Source organism: Solibacillus sp. FSL W7-1472, assembly GCF_037969775.1.
Lineage (GTDB): Bacteria > Bacillota > Bacilli > Bacillales_A > Planococcaceae > Solibacillus > Solibacillus silvestris.
In genome coordinates this window covers 2,105,078-2,125,634 of sequence record NZ_CP150208.1, presented here as the reverse complement: position 1 = coordinate 2,125,634, position 20,557 = coordinate 2,105,078, and the positions used below count along the sequence as shown (strand labels likewise).

At 33.9% G+C, this 20,557-nt stretch carries 19 protein-coding genes and 4 pseudogenes; 13 read left to right on the top strand and 10 right to left on the bottom strand.

From position 1 onward, the window contains the following. Together MKY07_RS10510 and bioB are read left to right on the top strand one after the other, a co-directional pair. Positions 1–590: pseudogene (locus MKY07_RS10510) on the top strand (biotin transporter BioY). Then, positions 590–1,588 (top strand): biotin synthase BioB, encoded by a 999-nt coding sequence (bioB, locus tag MKY07_RS10505; protein ID WP_339261999.1) that lies wholly within the window; start codon positions 590–592, stop codon positions 1,586–1,588. The pseudogene MKY07_RS10510 and the gene bioB overlap by 1 nt, the downstream one beginning before the upstream one ends. Positions 1,589–1,830: 242 nt before the next feature. Here bioB and MKY07_RS10500 read toward each other — a convergent pair whose 3' ends face one another. Together MKY07_RS10500 and MKY07_RS10495 are read right to left on the bottom strand one after the other, a co-directional pair. Continuing rightward, a complete protein-coding gene (locus MKY07_RS10500) occupies positions 1,831–2,445 on the bottom strand; it encodes a histidine phosphatase family protein (RefSeq protein WP_014823650.1) in 615 nt (204 codons plus the stop codon). A 119-nt stretch (positions 2,446–2,564) separates the two neighbouring features. Continuing rightward, positions 2,565–2,993, bottom strand: coding sequence for an SMI1/KNR4 family protein (locus MKY07_RS10495; RefSeq protein ID WP_339261997.1), 429 nt, complete (start codon positions 2,991–2,993; stop codon positions 2,565–2,567). A gap of 667 nt (positions 2,994–3,660) precedes the next feature. On the opposite strand from MKY07_RS10495, the gene MKY07_RS10490 reads away from it, so the two are divergent. From MKY07_RS10490 to MKY07_RS10480, 3 genes are all read left to right on the top strand, one after another. Further along, entirely contained in the window at positions 3,661–4,179 is a 519-nt protein-coding gene (locus MKY07_RS10490) for a sigma-70 family RNA polymerase sigma factor (RefSeq protein WP_014823652.1), read from the top strand. Further along, positions 4,176–5,189: a DUF4179 domain-containing protein gene (locus MKY07_RS10485; RefSeq protein ID WP_339261994.1), complete on the top strand. Its 1,014-nt coding sequence runs from the start codon at positions 4,176–4,178 to the stop codon at positions 5,187–5,189. Before MKY07_RS10490 ends, MKY07_RS10485 begins: the two co-directional genes overlap by 4 nt. A gap of 279 nt (positions 5,190–5,468) precedes the next feature. Continuing rightward, positions 5,469–5,804 carry a hypothetical protein gene (locus MKY07_RS10480; protein ID WP_339261993.1) on the top strand — a complete coding sequence of 112 codons (336 nt, stop codon included), beginning with the start codon at positions 5,469–5,471 and terminating at the stop codon, positions 5,802–5,804. A gap of 541 nt (positions 5,805–6,345) precedes the next feature. Here the strand turns inward: MKY07_RS10480 and MKY07_RS10475 are convergent. The 3 genes from MKY07_RS10475 to MKY07_RS10465 form a co-directional block, all read right to left on the bottom strand. Further along, positions 6,346–6,630, bottom strand: coding sequence for a hypothetical protein (locus MKY07_RS10475; protein WP_014822890.1), 285 nt, complete (start codon positions 6,628–6,630; stop codon positions 6,346–6,348). A 115-nt stretch (positions 6,631–6,745) separates the two neighbouring features. Next, positions 6,746–7,165: an HIT domain-containing protein gene (locus MKY07_RS10470; RefSeq protein ID WP_339261991.1), complete on the bottom strand. Its 420-nt coding sequence runs from the start codon at positions 7,163–7,165 to the stop codon at positions 6,746–6,748. A 283-nt stretch (positions 7,166–7,448) separates the two neighbouring features. Further along, the gene (locus tag MKY07_RS10465; protein ID WP_014823977.1) at positions 7,449–7,637 is read right to left on the bottom strand and encodes a hypothetical protein; all 189 of its coding nucleotides are present in this window, start codon (positions 7,635–7,637) and stop codon (positions 7,449–7,451) included. A 745-nt stretch (positions 7,638–8,382) separates the two neighbouring features. On the opposite strand from MKY07_RS10465, the gene MKY07_RS10460 reads away from it, so the two are divergent. Then, the gene (locus MKY07_RS10460) at positions 8,383–8,763 is read left to right on the top strand and encodes a GNAT family N-acetyltransferase (protein WP_339264640.1); all 381 of its coding nucleotides are present in this window, start codon (positions 8,383–8,385) and stop codon (positions 8,761–8,763) included. Between the two features lie 757 nt (positions 8,764–9,520). Here the strand turns inward: MKY07_RS10460 and MKY07_RS10455 are convergent. Beyond that, positions 9,521–10,327, bottom strand: coding sequence for an endonuclease (locus MKY07_RS10455; protein ID WP_339261987.1), 807 nt, complete (start codon positions 10,325–10,327; stop codon positions 9,521–9,523). Beyond that, positions 10,327–11,289, bottom strand: coding sequence for a S8 family peptidase (locus MKY07_RS10450; RefSeq protein WP_339261985.1), 963 nt, complete (start codon positions 11,287–11,289; stop codon positions 10,327–10,329). The genes MKY07_RS10455 and MKY07_RS10450 overlap by 1 nt, the downstream gene beginning before the upstream one ends. 429 nt (positions 11,290–11,718) lie before the next feature. Here MKY07_RS10450 and MKY07_RS10445 point away from each other — a divergent pair. The 5 genes and pseudogenes from MKY07_RS10445 to MKY07_RS10425 all read left to right on the top strand — a co-directional run bounded on the left by MKY07_RS10445 (position 11,719) and on the right by MKY07_RS10425 (position 15,907). Continuing rightward, positions 11,719–12,374 (top strand): annotated as a pseudogene (locus MKY07_RS10445) (Type 1 glutamine amidotransferase-like domain-containing protein). Positions 12,375–12,600: 226 nt separating this feature from the next. Beyond that, positions 12,601–13,116: a DNA topology modulation protein FlaR gene (locus MKY07_RS10440; RefSeq protein WP_339261983.1), complete on the top strand. Its 516-nt coding sequence runs from the start codon at positions 12,601–12,603 to the stop codon at positions 13,114–13,116. A 346-nt stretch (positions 13,117–13,462) separates the two neighbouring features. Then, on the top strand, positions 13,463–13,900 hold the full coding sequence (locus MKY07_RS10435; RefSeq protein WP_008403866.1) for a GNAT family N-acetyltransferase: 438 nt from the start codon (positions 13,463–13,465) through the stop codon (positions 13,898–13,900). Between the two features lie 68 nt (positions 13,901–13,968). Continuing rightward, positions 13,969–14,379, top strand: a pseudogene (locus MKY07_RS10430) (NUDIX domain-containing protein). Between the two features lie 652 nt (positions 14,380–15,031). Next, positions 15,032–15,907, top strand: a complete 876-nt coding sequence (locus MKY07_RS10425) for a hypothetical protein (RefSeq protein WP_339261982.1) — start codon at positions 15,032–15,034, stop codon at positions 15,905–15,907. A 202-nt stretch (positions 15,908–16,109) separates the two neighbouring features. On the opposite strand, the gene MKY07_RS10420 is transcribed toward MKY07_RS10425, so the two are convergent. Continuing rightward, positions 16,110–17,345, bottom strand: a complete 1,236-nt coding sequence (locus MKY07_RS10420) for an IS110 family transposase (protein WP_061550137.1) — start codon at positions 17,343–17,345, stop codon at positions 16,110–16,112. Between the two features lie 409 nt (positions 17,346–17,754). Here MKY07_RS10420 and MKY07_RS10415 point away from each other — a divergent pair, with 409 nt between their 5' ends. Together MKY07_RS10415 and MKY07_RS10410 are read left to right on the top strand one after the other, a co-directional pair. Next, positions 17,755–18,291 (top strand): hypothetical protein, encoded by a 537-nt coding sequence (locus MKY07_RS10415; RefSeq protein ID WP_339261981.1) that lies wholly within the window; start codon positions 17,755–17,757, stop codon positions 18,289–18,291. A 266-nt stretch (positions 18,292–18,557) separates the two neighbouring features. After that, positions 18,558–18,767, top strand: coding sequence for an HAD hydrolase-like protein (locus tag MKY07_RS10410; protein ID WP_339261980.1), 210 nt, complete (start codon positions 18,558–18,560; stop codon positions 18,765–18,767). Positions 18,768–18,792: 25 nt separating this feature from the next. On the opposite strand, the pseudogene MKY07_RS10405 reads toward MKY07_RS10410, so the two are convergent. Together MKY07_RS10405 and MKY07_RS10400 are read right to left on the bottom strand one after the other, a co-directional pair. Then, a pseudogene (locus MKY07_RS10405) lies at positions 18,793–19,659 on the bottom strand (IS3 family transposase); the annotation flags it as partial. Further along, complete coding sequence (locus MKY07_RS10400) at positions 19,620–20,180, bottom strand: helix-turn-helix domain-containing protein (protein ID WP_014823685.1); 561 nt, start codon at positions 20,178–20,180, stop codon at positions 19,620–19,622. The pseudogene MKY07_RS10405 and the gene MKY07_RS10400, both read right to left, overlap by 40 nt. Positions 20,181–20,557 lie beyond the last annotated feature (377 nt).

The window sequence follows — 20,557 nt, the reverse complement described above, 5'->3', positions numbered from 1 at the left end:
ATGCAACAACGCAAATCGACTCTTTCACTTGTCATGATTGCAATGTTTGCCGCTTTAACCGCAATTGGTGCATTTATTAAAGTACCACTCCCCGTTGTACCCTTTACATTGCAAATTGTTTTTGTTCTTTTGGCGGGGAGCTTGTTAGGAAGTCGAAATGGACTACTTAGTCAGTCCGTCTATATTGGTATTGGTTTGGTAGGATTACCTGTGTTTACGCAGGGGGGTGGAATTACATATGTTTTGCAGCCCACATTTGGTTTTTTAATTGGCTTTGCAATGGCCGCGTACGTTGTTGGGTGGATATTAGCAAAGGTAGAAGCACCGACAAAAAACATTTTATCGGCGCAAATATTGTGGGATTATTTCTGATTTATGCAGTTGCTGTACCGTACTTGTATGTGTCATTAAATTTTTGGCTAGATGTAAAAGCCAGTTGGTCACATATTTTGGTAATAGGTTTCTTAAATAGTATTGTAGCGGATTTTTGCTTATCACTACTTGCTGCTTTATTAGCACAGCGACTGTACCCGGTATTCCAAACTGCACGAACATTAAAAATTGTCAGAGTAGAAAAGGAGCATATTTAATGAATTGGTTACAATTGGCGCAAGAGGTTATTGGAGGTAAAGTACTTAATAATGAAGAGGCACTAGCAATTTTAAATAGTGAGGATGATGAGCTATTAAAATTGATGGATGGGGCTTTCGCTATCCGCAAGCATTATTACGGTAAAAAAGTAAAGCTGAATATGATTATGAATGCGAAGAGTGGCTATTGTCCTGAGGATTGTGGATATTGCTCACAGTCTTCAAAATCAACGGCTCCGATTGAAAAATATCCTTTTATTACAAAGGATGAGATTCTAGAAGGGGCAAAGCGTGCATTTGAAAACAAGATTGGTACATATTGTATCGTAGCAAGTGGACGTGGCCCAACACGGAAAGATGTGAATACAGTAAGTGAAGCGGTGACAGAAATAAAAGATAAATATGGTTTAAAGGTATGTGCATGTTTAGGAATATTAAAGGAAGAGCAGGCACAGCAATTAAAAGAGGCCGGTGTCGACCGTTATAATCATAATTTAAATACATCCGAGCGCCACCATTCGTACATTACAACATCACATACGTATGAAGATCGTGTAAATACTGTGGAAATTGCTAAAAAGCATGGTATTTCACCTTGCTCTGGAGCGATTATCGGTATGAAGGAAACAAAAGTGGATGTAGTGGATATTGCAAGAGCGCTAAACAAATTAGATGCGGATTCCATTCCGGTCAATTTCCTGAATGCAATTGATGGTACAAAGTTAGAAGGTACGAAGGAGTTAAATCCTCGCTATTGCCTAAAAGTATTAGCGCTATTTCGCTATATGAATCCTACGAAGGAAATTCGTATTTCAGGTGGTCGTGAGGTGAATCTTGGTTCACTTCAACCACTGGGCATGTATGCAGCCAACAGTATTTTTGTTGGCGACTATTTAACGACAGAAGGGCAAGAAGCAAATAGAGATTATCGTATGTTAGAGGATTTAGGCTTTGAAATTGAGCTATCCAAAAAGCAGGAAGAGGTATTTTGTTCCTGACTTGAACTAGAACCGATTTTTGCTATACGAAAATGAATAATGAAAAGCACAGTGTCCGATCCTTGATTAGGTTCATAGCTAAAAGTTCTTTAGAACCCCCCCCGCATAGCAGGAGGGTTCGTTTCCACAATAAAAAATCGGTAAACGCTGCTACAACAACGTTTACCGATTTTTCTTATGCCCCCAACTTTCATTTAGGAACAAACCCTTTAATAATAGCGCCTGTTTGGTGAAAAAAGTCTTTATGCATTATAGTGAGAAGTATCACATTTAAATATAATCTCATTTGTTACACTGTCTATTTTAAGCAAAGTTAAACTTGTTGGAGGAATAGGTGAAGAAGACCATAAATTTTCAAGCGTATTGTTTTCAAAGAAGTCTAACAGTAATTTAAGGGCAATAGAATGAGAAACTACACAAACAGTTTCGTTAGGATGTTGTTTAACTATGTAGTTTATTGTTTTAACCATTCTTTCTTGCACTTTACTAAAGCATTCTACAGTATTGCTTGAAAAAATATGAGGAGTTTCCCAAAAAGCACTCCATTCTTTCGGGCTTTCCCTTTCGTTTTCATCAAATGTTTTTCCTTCCCAATTTCCAAAAGAAAGTTCTCTTAAAGTATCAGTTTGAATTACTTGCACAGGTCTTTTCCCTTTAATTATTTCAGCAGTTTTCACAGCCCTATCACTCGTACTTGAATAAATAGCGTCAAATGGTACTTCAGACAGTCTTTGAGCTAATTGTTTTGCCTGTTTTATCCCCTTATCTGTTAAAGATGAGTCCTTCCAGCCTTGCATGAGTTTTTTTGTATTCCACACGGTTTCTCCGTGTCTTGTTAAATATACGAGTGTACTCATTTTTTCCTCCATTTACTTATTTTCCTTCACAGACATGAACGATTTTAGAATAATGAAAATACAGCCAAAGCGATTTTTGGAAATGATTTTGTTACACTAAAGCAACCATTAGGGTTAATTTAGATAGAAATTCCTCCACTATACCATCCTTTAATAAACTCTTCTAATGAAGATGCAATAATTTTCTGACTACCATCTTCATGATTCCAACCATAAATGTTTTCATTTTGAACTTTCCCATCCACTATTAAATAATCAAATAAATCGCCATTACCTGCATCAACAAAGAATAATAAGTTATCTGGCTTCTTATAGTTTTCATATTCTTCAATATCCCAAACAGATAAATTTTCCCTTACCATTTGATCCGTTGACCAAATATAAGAGTAGTATTCGCCATCTACTCCATTTGTCTCCTTGTATAATTCAGTCAATTTCTTTGGTAATTCAGTGTTTAATTCTTTTTTTATCGAAATTATCTCTTTTTCTGTTGCAGGTGCTTTAAACTGACTGTCTTTTATAATACTGCTCAAATAATTCTTCCACATAACTTAACCTCCATGTTAAAAATCATCTACCCTTTAGCGTTATTCTAGTTTAATTAAGCTGCTTCATCAGTTAAAGTATAACCTTTCCAAAGAGTCGTTTGGTAACATTAATTACAGTCCATTCCCGTTCCCCAAATCGTATTTGGGAACTTCTTTGTATATATGGTAGAACGGCCTTGGAATAGAAGAGGAATTGTTGATATTACTTACAATAATAATCATTCTTATGATGTTACTGTAAGAATTGATATTCCTTCAGAACAACTTAACGGGAATGGTAAAGAAGATTTGGTTAAGGTAAGAATATCCCCGTCCTGTGATAGTGAGAAAATAAATAAGCAAATATGTAAACATGAGTTTAAACTTGAAATATTAGAGTACAAACATATATCACACTAAAAATAATTTTCGACAATACTCTTATTTTATATTCAACAATCGGGCGCAATCCTTTAAATTAAAAAGGATGTGTCCTTCTTCAATTAAGGGACAAGTTTTGGAAGAAAAACATTTATCTATAAATACAGAAAAAATTACTAAATAAATACTGTCTTAAAAACATCTTTTTCGAGATTAGAAAATGAAATAATTAAAATATTAAACTTTATGCAACTAAATATCCTTTCAAATGCTCTAACGGTATGTAAGGAAAAGAGAGGTGCTACCAATGGAAAATGACATTTTAGTGAAAAAAGCACAAAAAGGAGATGGGGAAGCATTTATACAGTTAATTCAGCAGTATGAGCTGATTTTATATCGTACTGCTAAACGACTCGGTTTAAAAGACGAGGATATTGCGGATTTACTGCAAGATACAATTATGATAGCTTTTGAAAAAATCACAACTTTGAAAAAGGGACAGTATTTTAATACTTGGATATGTAGAATTTTATTGAACAATTGCTACCGCTTTATGAAAAAGAACAAGCCTTTAGCTGCAATGGATGAAACAGTTCTCAACAATTTGTCACATCAAGATTTTTTATCAGTAGAGCTAGATGAGGCACTAGGCAGCCTAGATGACAACCACCGTATCGCCCTCACACTTTATTATGTAAACGGCTTTACAACGAAGGAAATTAGTGAATTTCTACATGAATCTGAAGGCACAATCAAATCGCGAATTTCTAGAGCGAAAAAGCAATTAAAAAATACGTATTATTTGGAAGGAGCTAATTTAGTATGAAGCAAAATATAGATGATTTAGTACGTGAAGATATGAATAAGGAACAACAATTACCAGCAGCAATTCGTTCGGCTTTTGACCAATCCTATGCACAAATTCGCCAGCAATCAAAGAAAAAGACAAAGAAATCTTGGCTAAAGCCTGTATCAGCAGTAGCTGCAGCGATCGCTTTGAGTGCAACTGTGTTACTGACAAATGATACTGCATTCGCGAAGTTACAAGCTTTTCTAGGGTTAAGTGATTCTGGAATAGAAATTGCAGCGATTAACGGGGATGTACAAAATCTTGCACAAGTACAACAAAATGAAAACATTACGATGACATTAGAAAATCTATTTGTTGATGCTTACCGTTTGGGTTTACAGTTTACAATGGATTCTAAGGATATTTCGGCAGATGATTTAAATAGAATCGAGTTTGCATATCGACTATTTGATGCACAAGGTAATGAAATTAGTGCCCTCATTTCAGATACAAAACCTTATACAGGGAAACAGGTTTTCAGTGGAATGGATTTTAAACTAACTGATGTCAGTGATAGCCGTGCATCAGTTGAAATGATTGCAACTGCAAATCAGCGAGAAGTACCTTCTTTAGAAGGGGCACGATTAGTGGTAGAAACTATTCATATTTCTTCAGATAAAAGAGGAATGAAATCTATAAATGGACATTGGGAATTTGATTTAACATCTCCAACAATCGTGAAACAACAGTACATTGCAAATAATACCGTTCCTGGGCTTACATTAAATGAAGCAATCGTCACAAATGGCTCAATGCATATTACTTTTACAATTAATGAAATAAATGTAGGTGAAACGATCGCTCACGATACAGCATTAATTAATGAAAAGGGCGAGGCGTTTTATGCATCAGGCAATAGTTTTAAAGAGTTTGAACAAAAAACTGAAATAAGTCTTGTCTTCCCTTATAGTGTGAGAAATGAACAGCAAGCACTTTCTTTAAAAGTGAAGGACTATGAGGAATTAAATTTAATTAATAAAGAGTAAATTGTGTTTATGGGTATCTTTGGAGAAGATAATTCTTCAACAATCGGGTGCAGCACCTTCTTCAATAAGAAGATCGCGTTTTTCCGTTATAGGGCCAGATTGTGGAATAACAATCTTTTATGAAAGGATACCAAAATATGGTGTTATACTTCAATTAACGAACTAAATGAAACAAAAAAATGGGGGAAATTCATTGCATCAAATAGAGATAATTGAATTGATGATAGTTGGTGGAATTATACTTGTTATCCTATTAGTTTCTTTTATTTTGAAAGGGAAATGGAGAAAAATTATTCAGGGATTGGCTATTTTATTTTTGGTGTCTTTCGGCATCTTTTATTACTACGTCCATATTGGATTGATTTGCAAATCGAAAAAAAAGTAGGTTATATACAGATATATTTGGAAGAACAGTACCCTGGGGAAACGTGGAAATATCAGATAGTCCCTCATCGTGAGGATGGCTATGAATCTTTGAATCCATATTATATAGGTGTAATATTTGATACTGAACCACAAGTAGAATATAAATATTTCGCTCGTAATAAAGTTGATGTTATCCAGCAAGGGTGGTATTCATCTAGTTCACAAAGTGATCTATTGCATGAAAAATAATTACTGTTTATTAAGATCACTGTCCCAACCAGCCTCAAACATGTTTCTACAAGTAGGGGGTGAACTGTTTTGCGGACGAGGTCTTAGCCCCACGGGCGCGAACGTTCTACCTCGGCTACCGTTATCATATATCGATATAAAAAATGGTAAACCAGAAATATTTTCTGGCTGACCTAATAATACGATCGGGCGCGTTTCTTCAATATGAAGATCGCGTTTTTCCGTTATAGGGCCATATTGTTGAATAACACTTTTGACGATAAAAAATGTTATTCAAGTTTTTATGCAAATTTATGAACAAGCTCTGCGAGTATAAACGCTGCTACTTCAACCGTTTATGCCATACGTATAGTAAACTGTATAATCGATCGTTCAAGCGCAAAGGCACAAATGTTAATTTAACAACATTCGTGCCTTTGTGGTATATCCCAAACTTTCATTTGGGAACATTATTTAGGTTTATTTTGTATACTTTATAAATCCTTTTTTCACTAAAGCACCCCGTTAGTTATAGATAAGACTTTCACAATAATTGCATAGGTCATAATTTCTTACGTTTTCGTTCTAAAAATATAGGTGCTAAATTTAGCAAGATAGAAACAATTGTCACAAACCAAAATGCCCTTGCCATACCAGGTATTTCCCTTAAGGCTGACCAATCTTCCACTTTTACCCACCTATTCAAATTACTGAAAGCTGCACAAATTGTTAATGCTGTAAATGATAATGCCATCGCCATAGCAAGTTTATAATCCTTTCCTGCTGCATACATATAAAGATTTATAAAAGTTATGACTATCGCAATAAGACCTAATATTACCCACATAATAATACCTCCATCATACTTTCATTTTTCAATATAGACATAAATTGTAAGTATATGGTTCCCAAAGCGGTGTTTGGGAATATTTTTTACCTAAGGCACCCGTTAGTTGAATATCTTATAATGATTGTTTTAAAAGAGTATATGTATATTTCAATTTCTCGGTATTAGCAACTTCTTTATCTGTTGGTAGTTTTAATTCTATTTTTTCATTATGATGTCTCGGTATTATATGGAAATGGGTATGCATAATATCTTGTTGTGCATTTATCCCATTATCATTGAGTATAGTAAAGTCATTGCAAATACCAGAATCGATGAGTAAATTTGATACCTTTATTACTGCATTCATTAATCCTTTCATAATTTCTTCATCGTTTATAGTGTCTAATCTGTGAAAATGTTTATTTGGGATTACTAATGTATGACCCAAAGCCACAGGATTAATATCAAGGAATGCAGTAGCTATCTCATCTTTAAATATTGTGTATGAGGATAGCTCTCCCCTTACAATTCCACAAAATATACAATTCTCCATTTTTTCAACCCTTCCATTCTTCAATAAGAAATTATTACCTTTTAATAAATCAGCCGTTAGTTAAAGTATAACCTTCCCAAACCAACGTTTGGTAACATTAATTTTAAACTCGTCCCGTTCCCAAATCGTATTTGGGAACTTCTTTGTATGACAGGTAAGAAACCACACGAAAATGACGATCCCTTATTCCACAATCGGGCGCTTTCCTGGAAAAAAGGAAGACCCTAAAGTAATTTTATAAGGAATTCCAAGAGCAATAAGATAAAACAAAAAACCACTGAGATCATTCTTCAGTGGCTTCTTCTTGTTTCTTTGATTCAAGAATTTTACGGTTTTGCTCTATTACTTCTTTATTTTTCTCTATTGTAACCTTGATGTTTTCAAGCATTTCTTTATCTTCATTACTACTAATTTCAGAATTATTCTTTAGGTGTTCATCTAAATGGGATGATTTATTATCTTTAATAATCACTAAACTCACCTCTCAGAATGACTATATTTTTAGATTCAGAATTTTGATTATTCTACTCGTTTACAGGGTAAGGGTTTGCTGTTTTCGGTGAAAGAAATAGCTTCTTTTCCAATCTACGACTCTCTGTTCCTGTCCTTATATGCTCTATGAAATATGGGGAAATCTTTGTGCTTATAGATTTGATGCTACCCTTTTCAGATAAAGGGCCATATTGTTGAGTAACATTTTTTCTTGGGGGAGTTTTAGAGAAGATGCAGGTTTATACCGGTAATAGAATGGCTATACAAGTTTTATGCAAATTAAAGATCATGCCCAGAAAGTATAAAAGCTGTTAGTACGTTTCATTGACTTGCATAAAATCTAGTATAAACAATGTTCAATAAAAAATCGGTAAACGCTGCTACAACAACGTTTACCAAATTTTCTTTTGACTCCAAACTTTTATTTAGGAACATTCTTTTAAATTGTTATGAATAAATTATAGTTTGTAATAATAGTTGTCTGTTATAATACTTCTCATTATATAAATATGTAAACTTAAGAAATGAGGAGATACTTTTGATACCATTTAGCGTAGGTATTACAGTAATCGGGATTAAAGAAAAATTACCCACGATAATTTTGAGGCAGTGTTGAAGTTAAGCCTAACAGACGAGCAGAAAGGAAATGTCGATTCCAGTATATATTGTTTGGCTAAAGCCTATGTAAAGTTACTTAACGATGAAAAACCTCCTATGATTTCGCTATATGCAACTATGATGAAGTCATAGGATATGTCGATATTGGATTTTTCGAACTGGCGGAAAGTGCATTTTTATGTGAAAAATATGGAGATAAATCTACTTATGGAATTAATCGCTTTATGATTGATAAAAAGCATCAAGGCAAAGGGTTTGGCAAACAAGCAATGATAAAAGTTATTGATTACATAAAGTCGTTTCCACAAGGAAAAGCCGATGCAGTTGCTACATCATATTGGATGGTAAACGAAGTCGCTCGGAAGTTGTTTGCGTATGTCGGTTTCGTTGAAACAGGAGCGATATGGGACGGACAAACAGGGTATAATTGGAATGCAGAAAGAAAAGATATAGAGTATGCAGAAGTAGGTGCCAGACTCGGATTATAAAGCTAACCATTCTGGGATTAAAGGTAGATAATTTACTTACAGAGGGCTTAAAACAAAAACAAATAGCCAATGAGTTAAACCATACAGCAGCTAGGGCTTCAACAATCGGGTGCTTTCCTAATAAGAAAGGTGCTTTTTATTATATGGCCATATTGTTGAAAAAGAGAAGATACTGATAAATAACGATAAGAGATTTGCTATACAAGTTTTTATATAAATTAAAGAACAAGTCCAGCAAGTACAAACACCATTCGCAAACAATTTCCGAACATCTATAAATCTTGTTCTTTGGATGTAGATGATAACATCTAATAAACTAATTTAGATTTAGTTAAGCAGGTGTATCTAATTAGTGGAAAATAAGGAGGATTGCTTCATACTTAAGTCATAATAATCGTAAAATAAAAAAGCTGCTTAGTGTGGAACACTAAACAGTCGGTAGCAAATAAGGCAATTGACAGGACTAGTAAATCACCCTGGTGTAAGGTAGAGAGGGTGTTTACTTTCTTTGGAAAAGTAAATGCCAATGCAAGAATCGTTACAATAAGTGTAGCAAAATTAACATGAGTGTTTAGACTCATAAACGGTAATGGGATAATCTTCTTTACCTTCGTTTGAAACGAAGTTTTGGAATAAATGATGACCAATCACCTTTAATACCTAGACCTACTACATATAGTAATTATACCATTATTTTCATTTAAAATAAAAAGCGAACACTAATTCTCTTGTGCTTTTTTAAGGGAATTAGTGTTTTTTAATTTGTTACGATACTTTCTGCAATCTCTGGAAAATCAATGAATGGGTTCCGATTGCCTTGAAGTTCTTGGATAGCTTGATTGCGATGCTTTTCATAGATGGATACTGGAAAAGAGTGATGCCATTTTAACAATAAAGAGACATTCGCTAGTTCTTTTTTTATTATGTTCGGATAGCGAATTAGGAAATAAAGTGTTGCTCTAGCAACGATTCCTTTGCCGTATTCGGGTTCGAATTTACTTTCTTCAGCTTTGCCGCAGCCATCTTTGATTCCTAAAATTAATCCTTCAGGGTTATAATTGTAGAAATCATAGTAGGGGTAGTTGCTACGACTGCTATTGCAGGTGGGTTCGCAGGCGAATAGATGATGCAAGTCTCCTCTCATCGGTTCTTTTTTATCGAACCATGATTGAGGCACTACATGTTCACAGTTAAATAGATTATCCGAGAAGTTGCTGATTAACCCTTTTGCCTGCATTTCATGGAGCCGAATGTCCTCCTCTATGATAGAAAGTGGATCCATCCTATTTCCAGAATAAAGGCTTTTTAATAAACCGTTTTCCTGCAAATCAACCCAAGGGTACACATAACGGTGTGGGCTGTAGTTTAACCGATTTGTATGTGTTTTTTCAAGCAGTGTGTGAAGGCTATCTAAAAGATTGGCGTCTGTGAATGAAATGCTCTGATAGTATTGATTTCTGACTTCCTCATCTTTCTTTTCGTCATAATAAGGGTCGAATTTCCTTATTAAAAAGTCTGACTTGGCCGTTTCCCATTCACAATATAGCAAATTTAGTTTTTCCATTATATTTTCAATGCCTTTGCAGATAATTCTTGGTTGAACACCTCCGATAAGTATTTCTCTGTTGTTAAGTACAGCAATCCGTTGCCTTCGAGTTTTGGCGAGTTTCCTAAAGGAATGGTTCTCTTTATTAATTGTGCATACAGCTCAGTCTCTGTCAGATTTCGTTCAAAGTTTCTGTTGGCATTCACTTTTATGAGTGCAAGTGCACCGGATACATGCGGTGTTGCCATCGAAGTTCCGCTTAGTTTTGCATAAGTTCCGTTTAAATACGTTGAAAGGATTCCTTCACCAGGGGCTACTAAGTCGACTTCATTATTCGAATTTGAAAATTCAGAAGAACTGCGTTGCAGGTTAATGGATCCGACGCTGATGACTTCATTGTAGCAGGCGGGAAAGGCAAATTCATTTGAAGAACTCTGTCCATCTCCCTCATTACCAGCGGCACAAACTACTAGAATTTGATTAGTGATTGCATTTTGAATAGCCTGGTGTAACTCAGGTACATCGACAGAACCTCCGAGGCTCATGGAGATGATATCCACCTTTTGTTCAACTGCATAGTTAATACCATTTATGATCCAGTCGTATTGCCCTGATCCACTTTTATCAAGCACTTTTAAAATCAATAAACTTGCTTCAGGTGCAACACCAACTACTCCCGTGCCGTTATGAATTGCAGCAATTGTGCCAGCCACATGGGTTCCATGGCCATTATAATCGATGTATACATCAGCTTGTCCATCATCATCACGAGTGAAATTCCGTCCGCCGATAATACGCTCACTCAAATCAGGGTGGGTGACGTCGCAGCCTGTGTCCAATATCGCAACAGTGATTCCCTTCCCTTTAGAATTCTCCCAAATTTCTGGTGCTGCAATAAGTTCAATACCTTTTGGTACCACTTCGACCATTTCGACCACTTCATCCACTTGATATGGTAATAAGTGTAACTTTTTCTCCATTTGTATCCCTCCTGAAAGAATTAAGTTTTAAGTGTATTCATGGTAGTTGATAATAGTCTAACAATTCTGAATAATTATTAAAAGTTACAATAGATGTGTTTTTATCTAACTATCTGAATTTTAAAAGTGAAAATAGTATTGGGATCTATTAGTCAATCAAGCATGATAAGGGATCTCTGTAGCATCACTTTTCGGCAATATTAGTAACCTGGAAACTTAGAGTTCATGTACAGATACAATGAAGAGGTTTATTGACAATAATATTAAATGGTATTTAGTCCCTTCAACTAATCGGTCGCTTCCCTTGAATTAAGGAAAGGCTCTTTTTCTTTTAAGGGTTATTTAATTGAAGAAAGTACAATCAATAAATTGGATATTTATGTTAAAGTGAGGGGTGAATGTTTATTATACTTGGCTACGGAGGTACTTATGAAAACTCACTATTATTTAGGGTGGTTTAACAATTTTTTCCCAGAGCATCTGGGCAGGGTATTACAGGAGGATATTACTGATAGAAAATCACTTGCAATGATTAGCTCGAATCCATCTGTTTATAAAGAGATTGGTGCAACTGAACGCTCGTGGCTTGATCAGGCTGGCATTATTTTTGATGACTATCATTTAATTAATTATCACGTACAGAAGGAAGATGCCCAAAAGATAATTCAAAATGCTTCAGTCATTTTCTTGTTGGGCGGGGATACTATAAAGCAAAACGGGTTTTTGATGGAATATGAATTATCAGATTCGATTAAAAAAGCAGCGCGGTTGTCATAGGGGCAAGCGCTGGTGCAATTAACATGTCTGCTAAATGGTTATGTTCCCAAAAATTTGGATATAAAGTTGATGAGAACTATGTTTATGATGGAATTGGCCTTGACGATTTTTCCATTCTATCTCACTTTGATCTTGAAAATAACATAGCGCTTGTTCAAAACGAATTGTCTATTTTATCGGAAGGAATAAATATTTACGCGTCGAACAAAGATTGCGCTATACGTACGAAGGGAGACAAAATCGACATTTTTGGCAAAGTATATTTAATTTCCCACTCAAAGATTCAGAGAATGGATGAAACACTCTAATGATGATGAGTGGGAAATGGCACATATAGAATTTAATGGTTAAATATACCTTATGTAACGAAATTAGGTGCTTGTTTTCATTAACCGATTAGTTTGAGGAGCAACAAAAATTTGTTGTTAACCTATAATTAGGAAGGGGGAATAGCGTTACTATTTCAAATCGTAAGAGGTAAATTCAACTCTATAAGCGAAATGTCTATATAAACATATCTTATGGTGGTGTATTTTGAAAAAGACAATTTACAAAAGAATTCATATTATTGGATCAGTTGGAAGTGGTAAAACAACTTTAGCAAAAGAAATATCTTCATGGTTAGATATACCGTATTACGAATTAGACAATGTTGTTTGGATAAGGCTTGAGTCCGGAGATATTAGGAGAACTGAACAAGAAAGGGAAGGGTATCTAAACAGTATATTACAATCAGACAGTTGGATAATTGAAGGCATACACAATGAAGATTGGGTAAGCGATTGTTTTCATAGTGCAGATTTGATTCTCTTTTTAGATACAAAATATTCAATCAGAACTTATCGAATTATAAAAAGGTTTATTAAACAAAAACTACGAATAGAGAAAGCAAATTACATACCAACATTAGCTATTTTTTTAAAAATGTTTAAATGGAATCGTTATTTTGAAGAAGTTGGTAAAATAAATTTTTTCAATAAATATGGGGTATATAAAGATAAAATAGAAGTTATTAAGAATACAAAATATATTAAGAAATACTTCAATTAAAAAGCGTTAAAAATAATGAAGAATTATATGAATTACTGGATTCATTATTAAGAGAGCCAACAGAATTTTGGGATACATTTCCTCTATAGTTTATCGCTGATCTCCAAAATGTAAACATCCAAATTGTTTGTAAGAATATCTTTAATTTAAAGCTGGAACCACAATCGTTTGATTACATACTAATTGGGATATTTTCATCACCTTTCACCTCATCGAAGAGAGTCCTACATACAATTTAAATCTGTATTTTTAAACGTTCCTAAATTTCAATAACAATCTTTAAAGAAGGTTTATTAATGACGGCATTTGGTAATCTAAATCAATAAAGAGATAAGGTGGAAATACTATGTATATTCGTTCAATGACCTTAAAAGATATTAATAATATGGATCTGTTAATGAAACAGCTAGGTTATCCTTCTTCAAATCAAAAAATTCAAGAGAGATTTAATAAAATTTTAAATATACCAAATTACGAAACATTTGTTGCAGAAGTTAACGGAGAATTAGTTGGTTTTGTAGGAATGTGTAAGCAAACAGCATACGAATTTGATGAGCCATATGTAAGACTTTTAGCACTAGTAGTTCACGACGATTATCGTAGAAAAAATATTGGGCAAAATCTTATGTTAGCAGTTGAAGACTGGGCAAAAAAGAACGATTGTATAGCAATCATTTTAAACAGCGGGAATAGAGAAGAGAGAATCGCTGCACATAAATTTTATAAAAGTTTAGGGTACTTAGAAAAAAGTACGGGTTTTAGCAAAAGTTTAACTAATATTTAACTAATAAAGATTTTCAACAAACTGGTGTAATACTTTAATAAATATGAATCACTGAGAGGTTACGATTAATGCGAAATAGAGGATCGGTAGTAATAGTAGAAAATGATAAGGTAGCAATAATTCGTAGAGTTAGAGATGGCATTATTTATTATGTTTTTCCTGGTGGTGGAATAGAAAAAGGAGAAACGCCAGAAGAAGCAGCAGAAAGAGAAGCATTTGAAGAATTGGGAGTAGAAGTAGTGGTCAATGAGTGTATAGCAAAAATTGAATATAACGGAACCCAATACTTTTTCTTATCCTAAATCATTAATGGGACATTCGGAACTGGTCAGGGTGAGGAATACACAGACAAAGAGAGAAATAAAGGAATATATTTGCCTATGTGGATAGATATAAAAAGGTTATCATCACTTGATGTTAAACCGAGAGAAATTGTTTTAAAAGTTCAAAACTTATTAAATAACGAGAGATTTAGTTAAATCCAAAGTAATACTAAATAATTAGAAAAATCCTACGGACAAATTGCAGACAAATCCAAAAATCAGGCGTAAGGCAGGAAGTCTCCTAAAAAGGGAAAAGCCCGTAAACGCTGATATACCAACGTTTACAGGCACTTGAAATAATGGTCTCGACAAGTCTCGAACTTGCGACCCCCACCTTGTCGAATTTATCCAGCTAAATAAACCGAGTTAAACTAAATTCAATTAAGTTAAATAAGCCTGATATAATAAGGTTTTTGAGAGAGGATAAATTAATTCAGTTAAATAAAATAAGCACAAAAAAATAATTCTGCGGACAAATTGCGGACAAAAGAGTAAACAAGTGGTTTGTATTACTCTTTTTTGTTTTTCTGTATTAACTGTTTTAAAATTCTTTTGTCTGGATAGGTAGGGATCTCTGTATTAGCAATTGCTAATTTAAAAACAGATGGATTTTTAATGTAACTTAATGTTCATAAATAATCAGTTCTGTAAAATCATTAATTTTCACCGTCAGGATATAAATACTTAAATTTGAACTTTGCTTTATTAACGGGCCAGATTGTGGAATAACATATTTTTAAAAGGGGATTTTATGGTAAAATCTGTTATGTAATTAAACTGCAGTGAAATATAACTTGGAGAATAGATAATGAAAATAAAACCAACAAAAAAAGTCTTATTGTCATGGATTGATATTTATGTCCCAGAAAAAGACTTGTTTTTTCTATCTAAAGAACATCTTAATAATGAAATTGACTTTAAAGATGTATTATTAATGCCAATAGACGAGTTTTATAATCACAGTATGTATGGACAATTAAATTTTGTAAATAGTTATGAATACTGGAATATAAAAAATGCACAATACGTAATCATTGCTGAAAAAGAATGGATTGAAAGCATATCTGAAGAGGTCAAACAATTTATTTTAAATTCACAAGTGCAAAGTGAAAGAGGGCTAGTATTACCTGCCTCATTTATACAAGATATAGAAAAAATCCCTTCAAATTATGTAGTGAATGGTCACGTAGTCATTCAGCGTTCCATGTGGGAAAAGCTTGATGAGTCGTCTAAAGAACAGTTACTAACAACAATGGTTTATGAATGGTGGGATAAGGGAGAATGTAACGAAGCGCCTATGTCCTTACCCAATTTTCTAAAACCTTTTGCCAATACTTTTGGTCATTACCAAGGTGCAAATTGTTTAGCATCAGTTTTATTTGCTATTTCAAAAGGGAAACAAGAATGGTTTATTTATGAATGGATACATCAAAAAACATTTCTAGAAAAGTTAAAACAGTATCATTATAAGGAGTTCCTAGGTGAAGTACTACACCTAGGGGACATCGTAGTTTGGAAAGATAAAGATGAAATCATTCAACATGCTGCTTATTATATTGGGGATGGGTTATATTTTAATAAACATGGGCAAACGATGTTTAATCCTTGGAAAATACTTTCGCAAGAGGAACTCTATAAAGAGTGGCAACATCTTACACCTATAAAATATAGACAATGTAATTAAAGTCATGGAAATAAATTAATATTAGTGCTTAATTAAGGCTGCTAATAGAAACCAATTGATATTCCACAAAACCAGCTAATAGTTGTCAATAATTTTCATTAAAAATAATAAAAATATCATGTTATACTAAATTTGTGCATGCCAAATAACCGTCCAAATTCTTGATTTGGAAAGTTTAGGTTTGCTTGGTTAAATTGTTAAATCAAGCTATGTCTTGGAAAGAAGTTTTGTTTTTTAATATTGCATAAATCCAATGTAAGAGTTTGTTTGCACAAGCTATTACAGCTACTCTAAATGGTTTTCCTTCTTCACGTTTTTTATCATAAAACGCCCGTAGTTTCTTATTACGAGGAAGGATTTCATCTGTAGTTTTCTGTTTTCGACAATCACGAATTGCACATTTAACAGCCATATACAAAGCTTGCCGTAGTCTGCTAGAGCCTCTTTTGGTTATTCGGTTGTAAGTGCCTTTGAATGTACCTGATTCAAAGATACTTGGATCAAGACCGGCAAATGCGACTAGTTTCTTAGGGTGATTAAACCTTTCAATTTCCCCAATTTCAGATATAATCGTGGCAGCGATTTTTTCTCCGATACCAGGAATTGATTGGATAATCTTCGATTCTTCAATACTTTTGGCCAAAGCATCTATCTCATTTTCAAGTAGGGATAGGTGTTTTTTGTATTCGAAGATCATGTTAATATACATATCTAAACTTAGGGCAAGGCTAGAATATAAAGCCTGTTGAAATGGATTTTGAGCTGCTGCAGTCATTAGCTTTTCAGCCTGTTGATTTGCCCATTGTAGAGAACGAGAATTACAGAATTCTTTTATTTTAGTTGTTAATACTTCGTTATTGGCGCTCAATATATCTTCTGAAGTAGGATAAGTCTGTAGTATTTTTAAAGAAACATTCGAATATAAGTCGCCAAAAACATTACTATATTCAGGGAATACTTGATCTAAGACTGCCTGGAATTGTAGTTTAGTTTGTACAAACATGCCTGTAATATTATCGTGCTGTCTCGTAAGATGACGTAAGTTCGCAAGTTGGATGCCACGCTTTTTATAAGGCTCTAAATCCTCTTTATAATACAGCTCGCAGAGATGATTGGCATCAACGATATCTGTTTTTACCTTTCGTAAACTAGAACTTTTCGTCTTATAAGAGATGAGTGGATTTACGATAATGATTAAATAACCTTTGTCTTCAAAATATTGAACAACTGGTGTGTGATAATGGCCTGTAGACTCCATAACTAGGGGAGGGCGCTCTCCTGAAATATCTTCTACTTCTTTAATAAAATCTAATAAACTAGCTAACCCATCAAGATCATGTTTTACTTTAAAGCTTTTCTTGTAGGGCTTCTTTCTTTCCAAATAAGCTTGAACCTGACTTTCACCTTTAGCTACATCCAGGCCAATGACTGGATTCATTATAATTCCTCCTTCAAAATGATAATTGCCGGTAACCCCTAAATCCTCTTTGTAGTGTCATAGCTTCGCTTGTTATACGAGATCACTGTCCCAACCAGCCTCAAACATGTTTCTACAAGTAGGGGGTGAACTGTTTTGCGGACGAGGTCTTAGCCCCACGGGCGCGATCGTTCTACCTCGGCTACCGTTATCATATATCGATATAAAAAATGGTCAACCAGAAATATTTTCTGGCTGACCTAATAATACGATCGGGCGCGATTCTTCAATAAGGAGATCGCATTTTTCCGTTATAGGGCCATTTTGTTGAATAGAGTCATTAAATAAATTGGAGAAAATCTGTTTGAATTTAGGCTACATTGTGAAGTAATATACTCTAATGAGATAGATTAGTTAGAAAGGGTTTTTTATGATAAACGATAACAAAAATGAAAAGTCATTAGTAAGTCCCCTTAATAAACTTACGAAACGTATTTGGTTTGTTTCTTTTGCAGTTGGGACTGTTGGAATGATGCTGCGTTACAAATATCCTTTTACAGAAATGTTTTGGGTTATTTCGATAAGTACACTAATACTTGCTTTTACTTGTGTTGTAATTATTTTAATTAGGGATATAAAAATTTTTGAACGACTTATATATTTGTTTGCTACGATTGCCTTGTTAATTCATAGTCCTGAATGGTTGGACATTCCTGCTTACTTAAAGAATGATTATAAAGTTGCCGAAGGAGTTCCTACTCTCTTTGAAATTCGTAGTGGTAGGAATAATCCAGAACGATGGGAAGTTGTAGTAGATAATATTAAATTTTCTATGCCAATAGAAATTCAAGAAAATTCTTATGATAATTGGTTTGTAATTAACTATCTTCCTAGTTCAAGATATATTGTTGATTATAAAATCTTATCAGAACAAGAGACTAAAGGAAAAATCAATTACAGTAATTAATTGTCTTTTCTTTACTAACGGGGGCTTTAGTTTAATAGCAATATTCAACAATCGGACGCGTTTCTTCAATTTGAAGATCGCGTTTTTCCGTTATAGGGCCAGATTGTGGAATAACGTATGTATCAAAAGTAATTTTATAAATTTTTCAATACCAATTATCAAAATAAATCATTTAAAAAGCAACTATATAAATCGATTTTTAAATGGTAATATTAGGATGTAACGAAGTTAGTTTTTAAACTAGTTTAGAGGGAAGTGAAATTTAATTGGATAGTGTAATTTTTGATCTAGATGGAACTCTCTGGGATCCAATTGACACAGTACTCAGTGCCTGGAATAGTGTTATAAGAAATAATAATCAAATAAAAAGTGAATTAACTAGGAAAGACTTTGAAGGTACAATGGGATTACAGATGAATGAAATAAGTAGAAAACTCTTTCCTGCTTTAAGTTATAGGGAGCGGCAACAACGGTAGTGACCCCTTAAAGTTAGAGTTTTTATTATGCTGCTAATTGGCTGGCATGTTTTCGGTAATTTACCGGACTCATGCCGGCCAGTTTTTGTTTAATACGAACATTATTATAATAATGGATATACTCATTTATTTTCTTTTGTAATGCTTCATAAGAGATGATTTGTTCTCCATAATACATTTCCTGTTTTAGTAAGCTAAAGAAGTTCTCCATGGCCGCATTGTCGGCGCATGTTGCTTTACGAGACATACTTTGAAAAATCCTGTTCTGTCTTAATGTTCTCACCCATGTATTGTGTTGGTAGTGCCAGCCTTGATCGGAATGAATTGTTGTCCGATATTCTGCGCGCTTTTGAATAATTGGTAGTGCTTGTCTAAGTGAATTTAACACAAAATCTAGGCTCGGCCGTTTTGACATACTAAACCCAATAATTTCACCATTAAATAAATCCATGATCGGACTTAAATATAATTTTTCATCATCTGTACATTTAAATTCAGTTACATCAGTCACCAATTTTTGAAGGGCATATGACGTTCTGAATCTACGATTCAAAAGGTTTTTAGCGACTTTTCCAACTGTTCCTTTGTAGGATTTATAGCGTGATTTACGTATGAATTTTACACATTTCAACCCTAGGTTTTTCATAATTCGTTGTACCTTTTTATGATTAATTATGTGTCCTTGCACTCTTAATTCCGCATGAATTCGGCGGTAGCCATATCGCCCCTTATGTTGTTCAAAAGTCTCTAAAATCAAGGCTTTCCACTCTAAATCTGGATCTTTTTGCCTCATCAGTTTGATATGATAATGATACGTTGCTTCAGGAATATCCACTTGTTTTAAAATATCTTTTAATCGAAATCCTTCTTGTTTAAGTTCGAATGCGATGGCAGCTTGTGCTTTTCGAGGAAGGCATCTGGATTCTCCCGAAAAGCCTTCAACTTTTTTAAATAAGCTACCTCTAAACGAAGCAGTTCATTTTCGCGTTCTAGCTGCTCCTCACGTGACATTGTTTTTTCTTGGTTATTCACTGTTGATTTTTGTTTCTTAGACATGGATGGGCGCCCCTTTGGTTTTCTTTGCAGGCCCTCTATCCCTTCTTTTAAAAACCGATGATACCAACTAGCAACTAAAGTTGGATCATTCAAGTTAAAATGAATCGCAGTATCTTGATGGGAAGCACCTGTTCGTTTCATATAGCTTAATACATCTAATTTAAATTGAACAGAATAAAACTGCTTCGTTTTCTTAACAGATAGGCCACTACATCCAAACTCTTTATAAGCACGTACCCATTTCCTTAACGGTGTAGCACCGACACCATATTTTTTCGCTATCGCTCGATATCCTAGTGAACCACTTAAATATTCTTGAACCACCATCAATTTAAATTCTTCATTATATTTAGTCATAAAAAATCACCCCAAAAGTTAGTTTTTTACTCTAACTTTTGGGGTGCAGTACCTTCTGTAATAAGAATCAGCCCATTTTTATTATAGAGTCATATTGTGGTGTAAATATCTGTAACTAGAATAATAGGCTTTAGAATATTGACAAATGAAACTTATAGTGTAATATTACACGAAAAGGACCTATTTGATATATATAATGTAGTGGTAATTAAAGATAATTTATAAAATTTGGAAACGTAGGTGAGCTTCATTGAAATCGGTTGCTATTAAATTATATTTATATACATTATTTTCTTTATTATGTGCAGTTGGATTATTTTATCTCAGTATTAAATTTGGAAAAATGGCATATTGGGGAAACGGATTAACGTGGTATT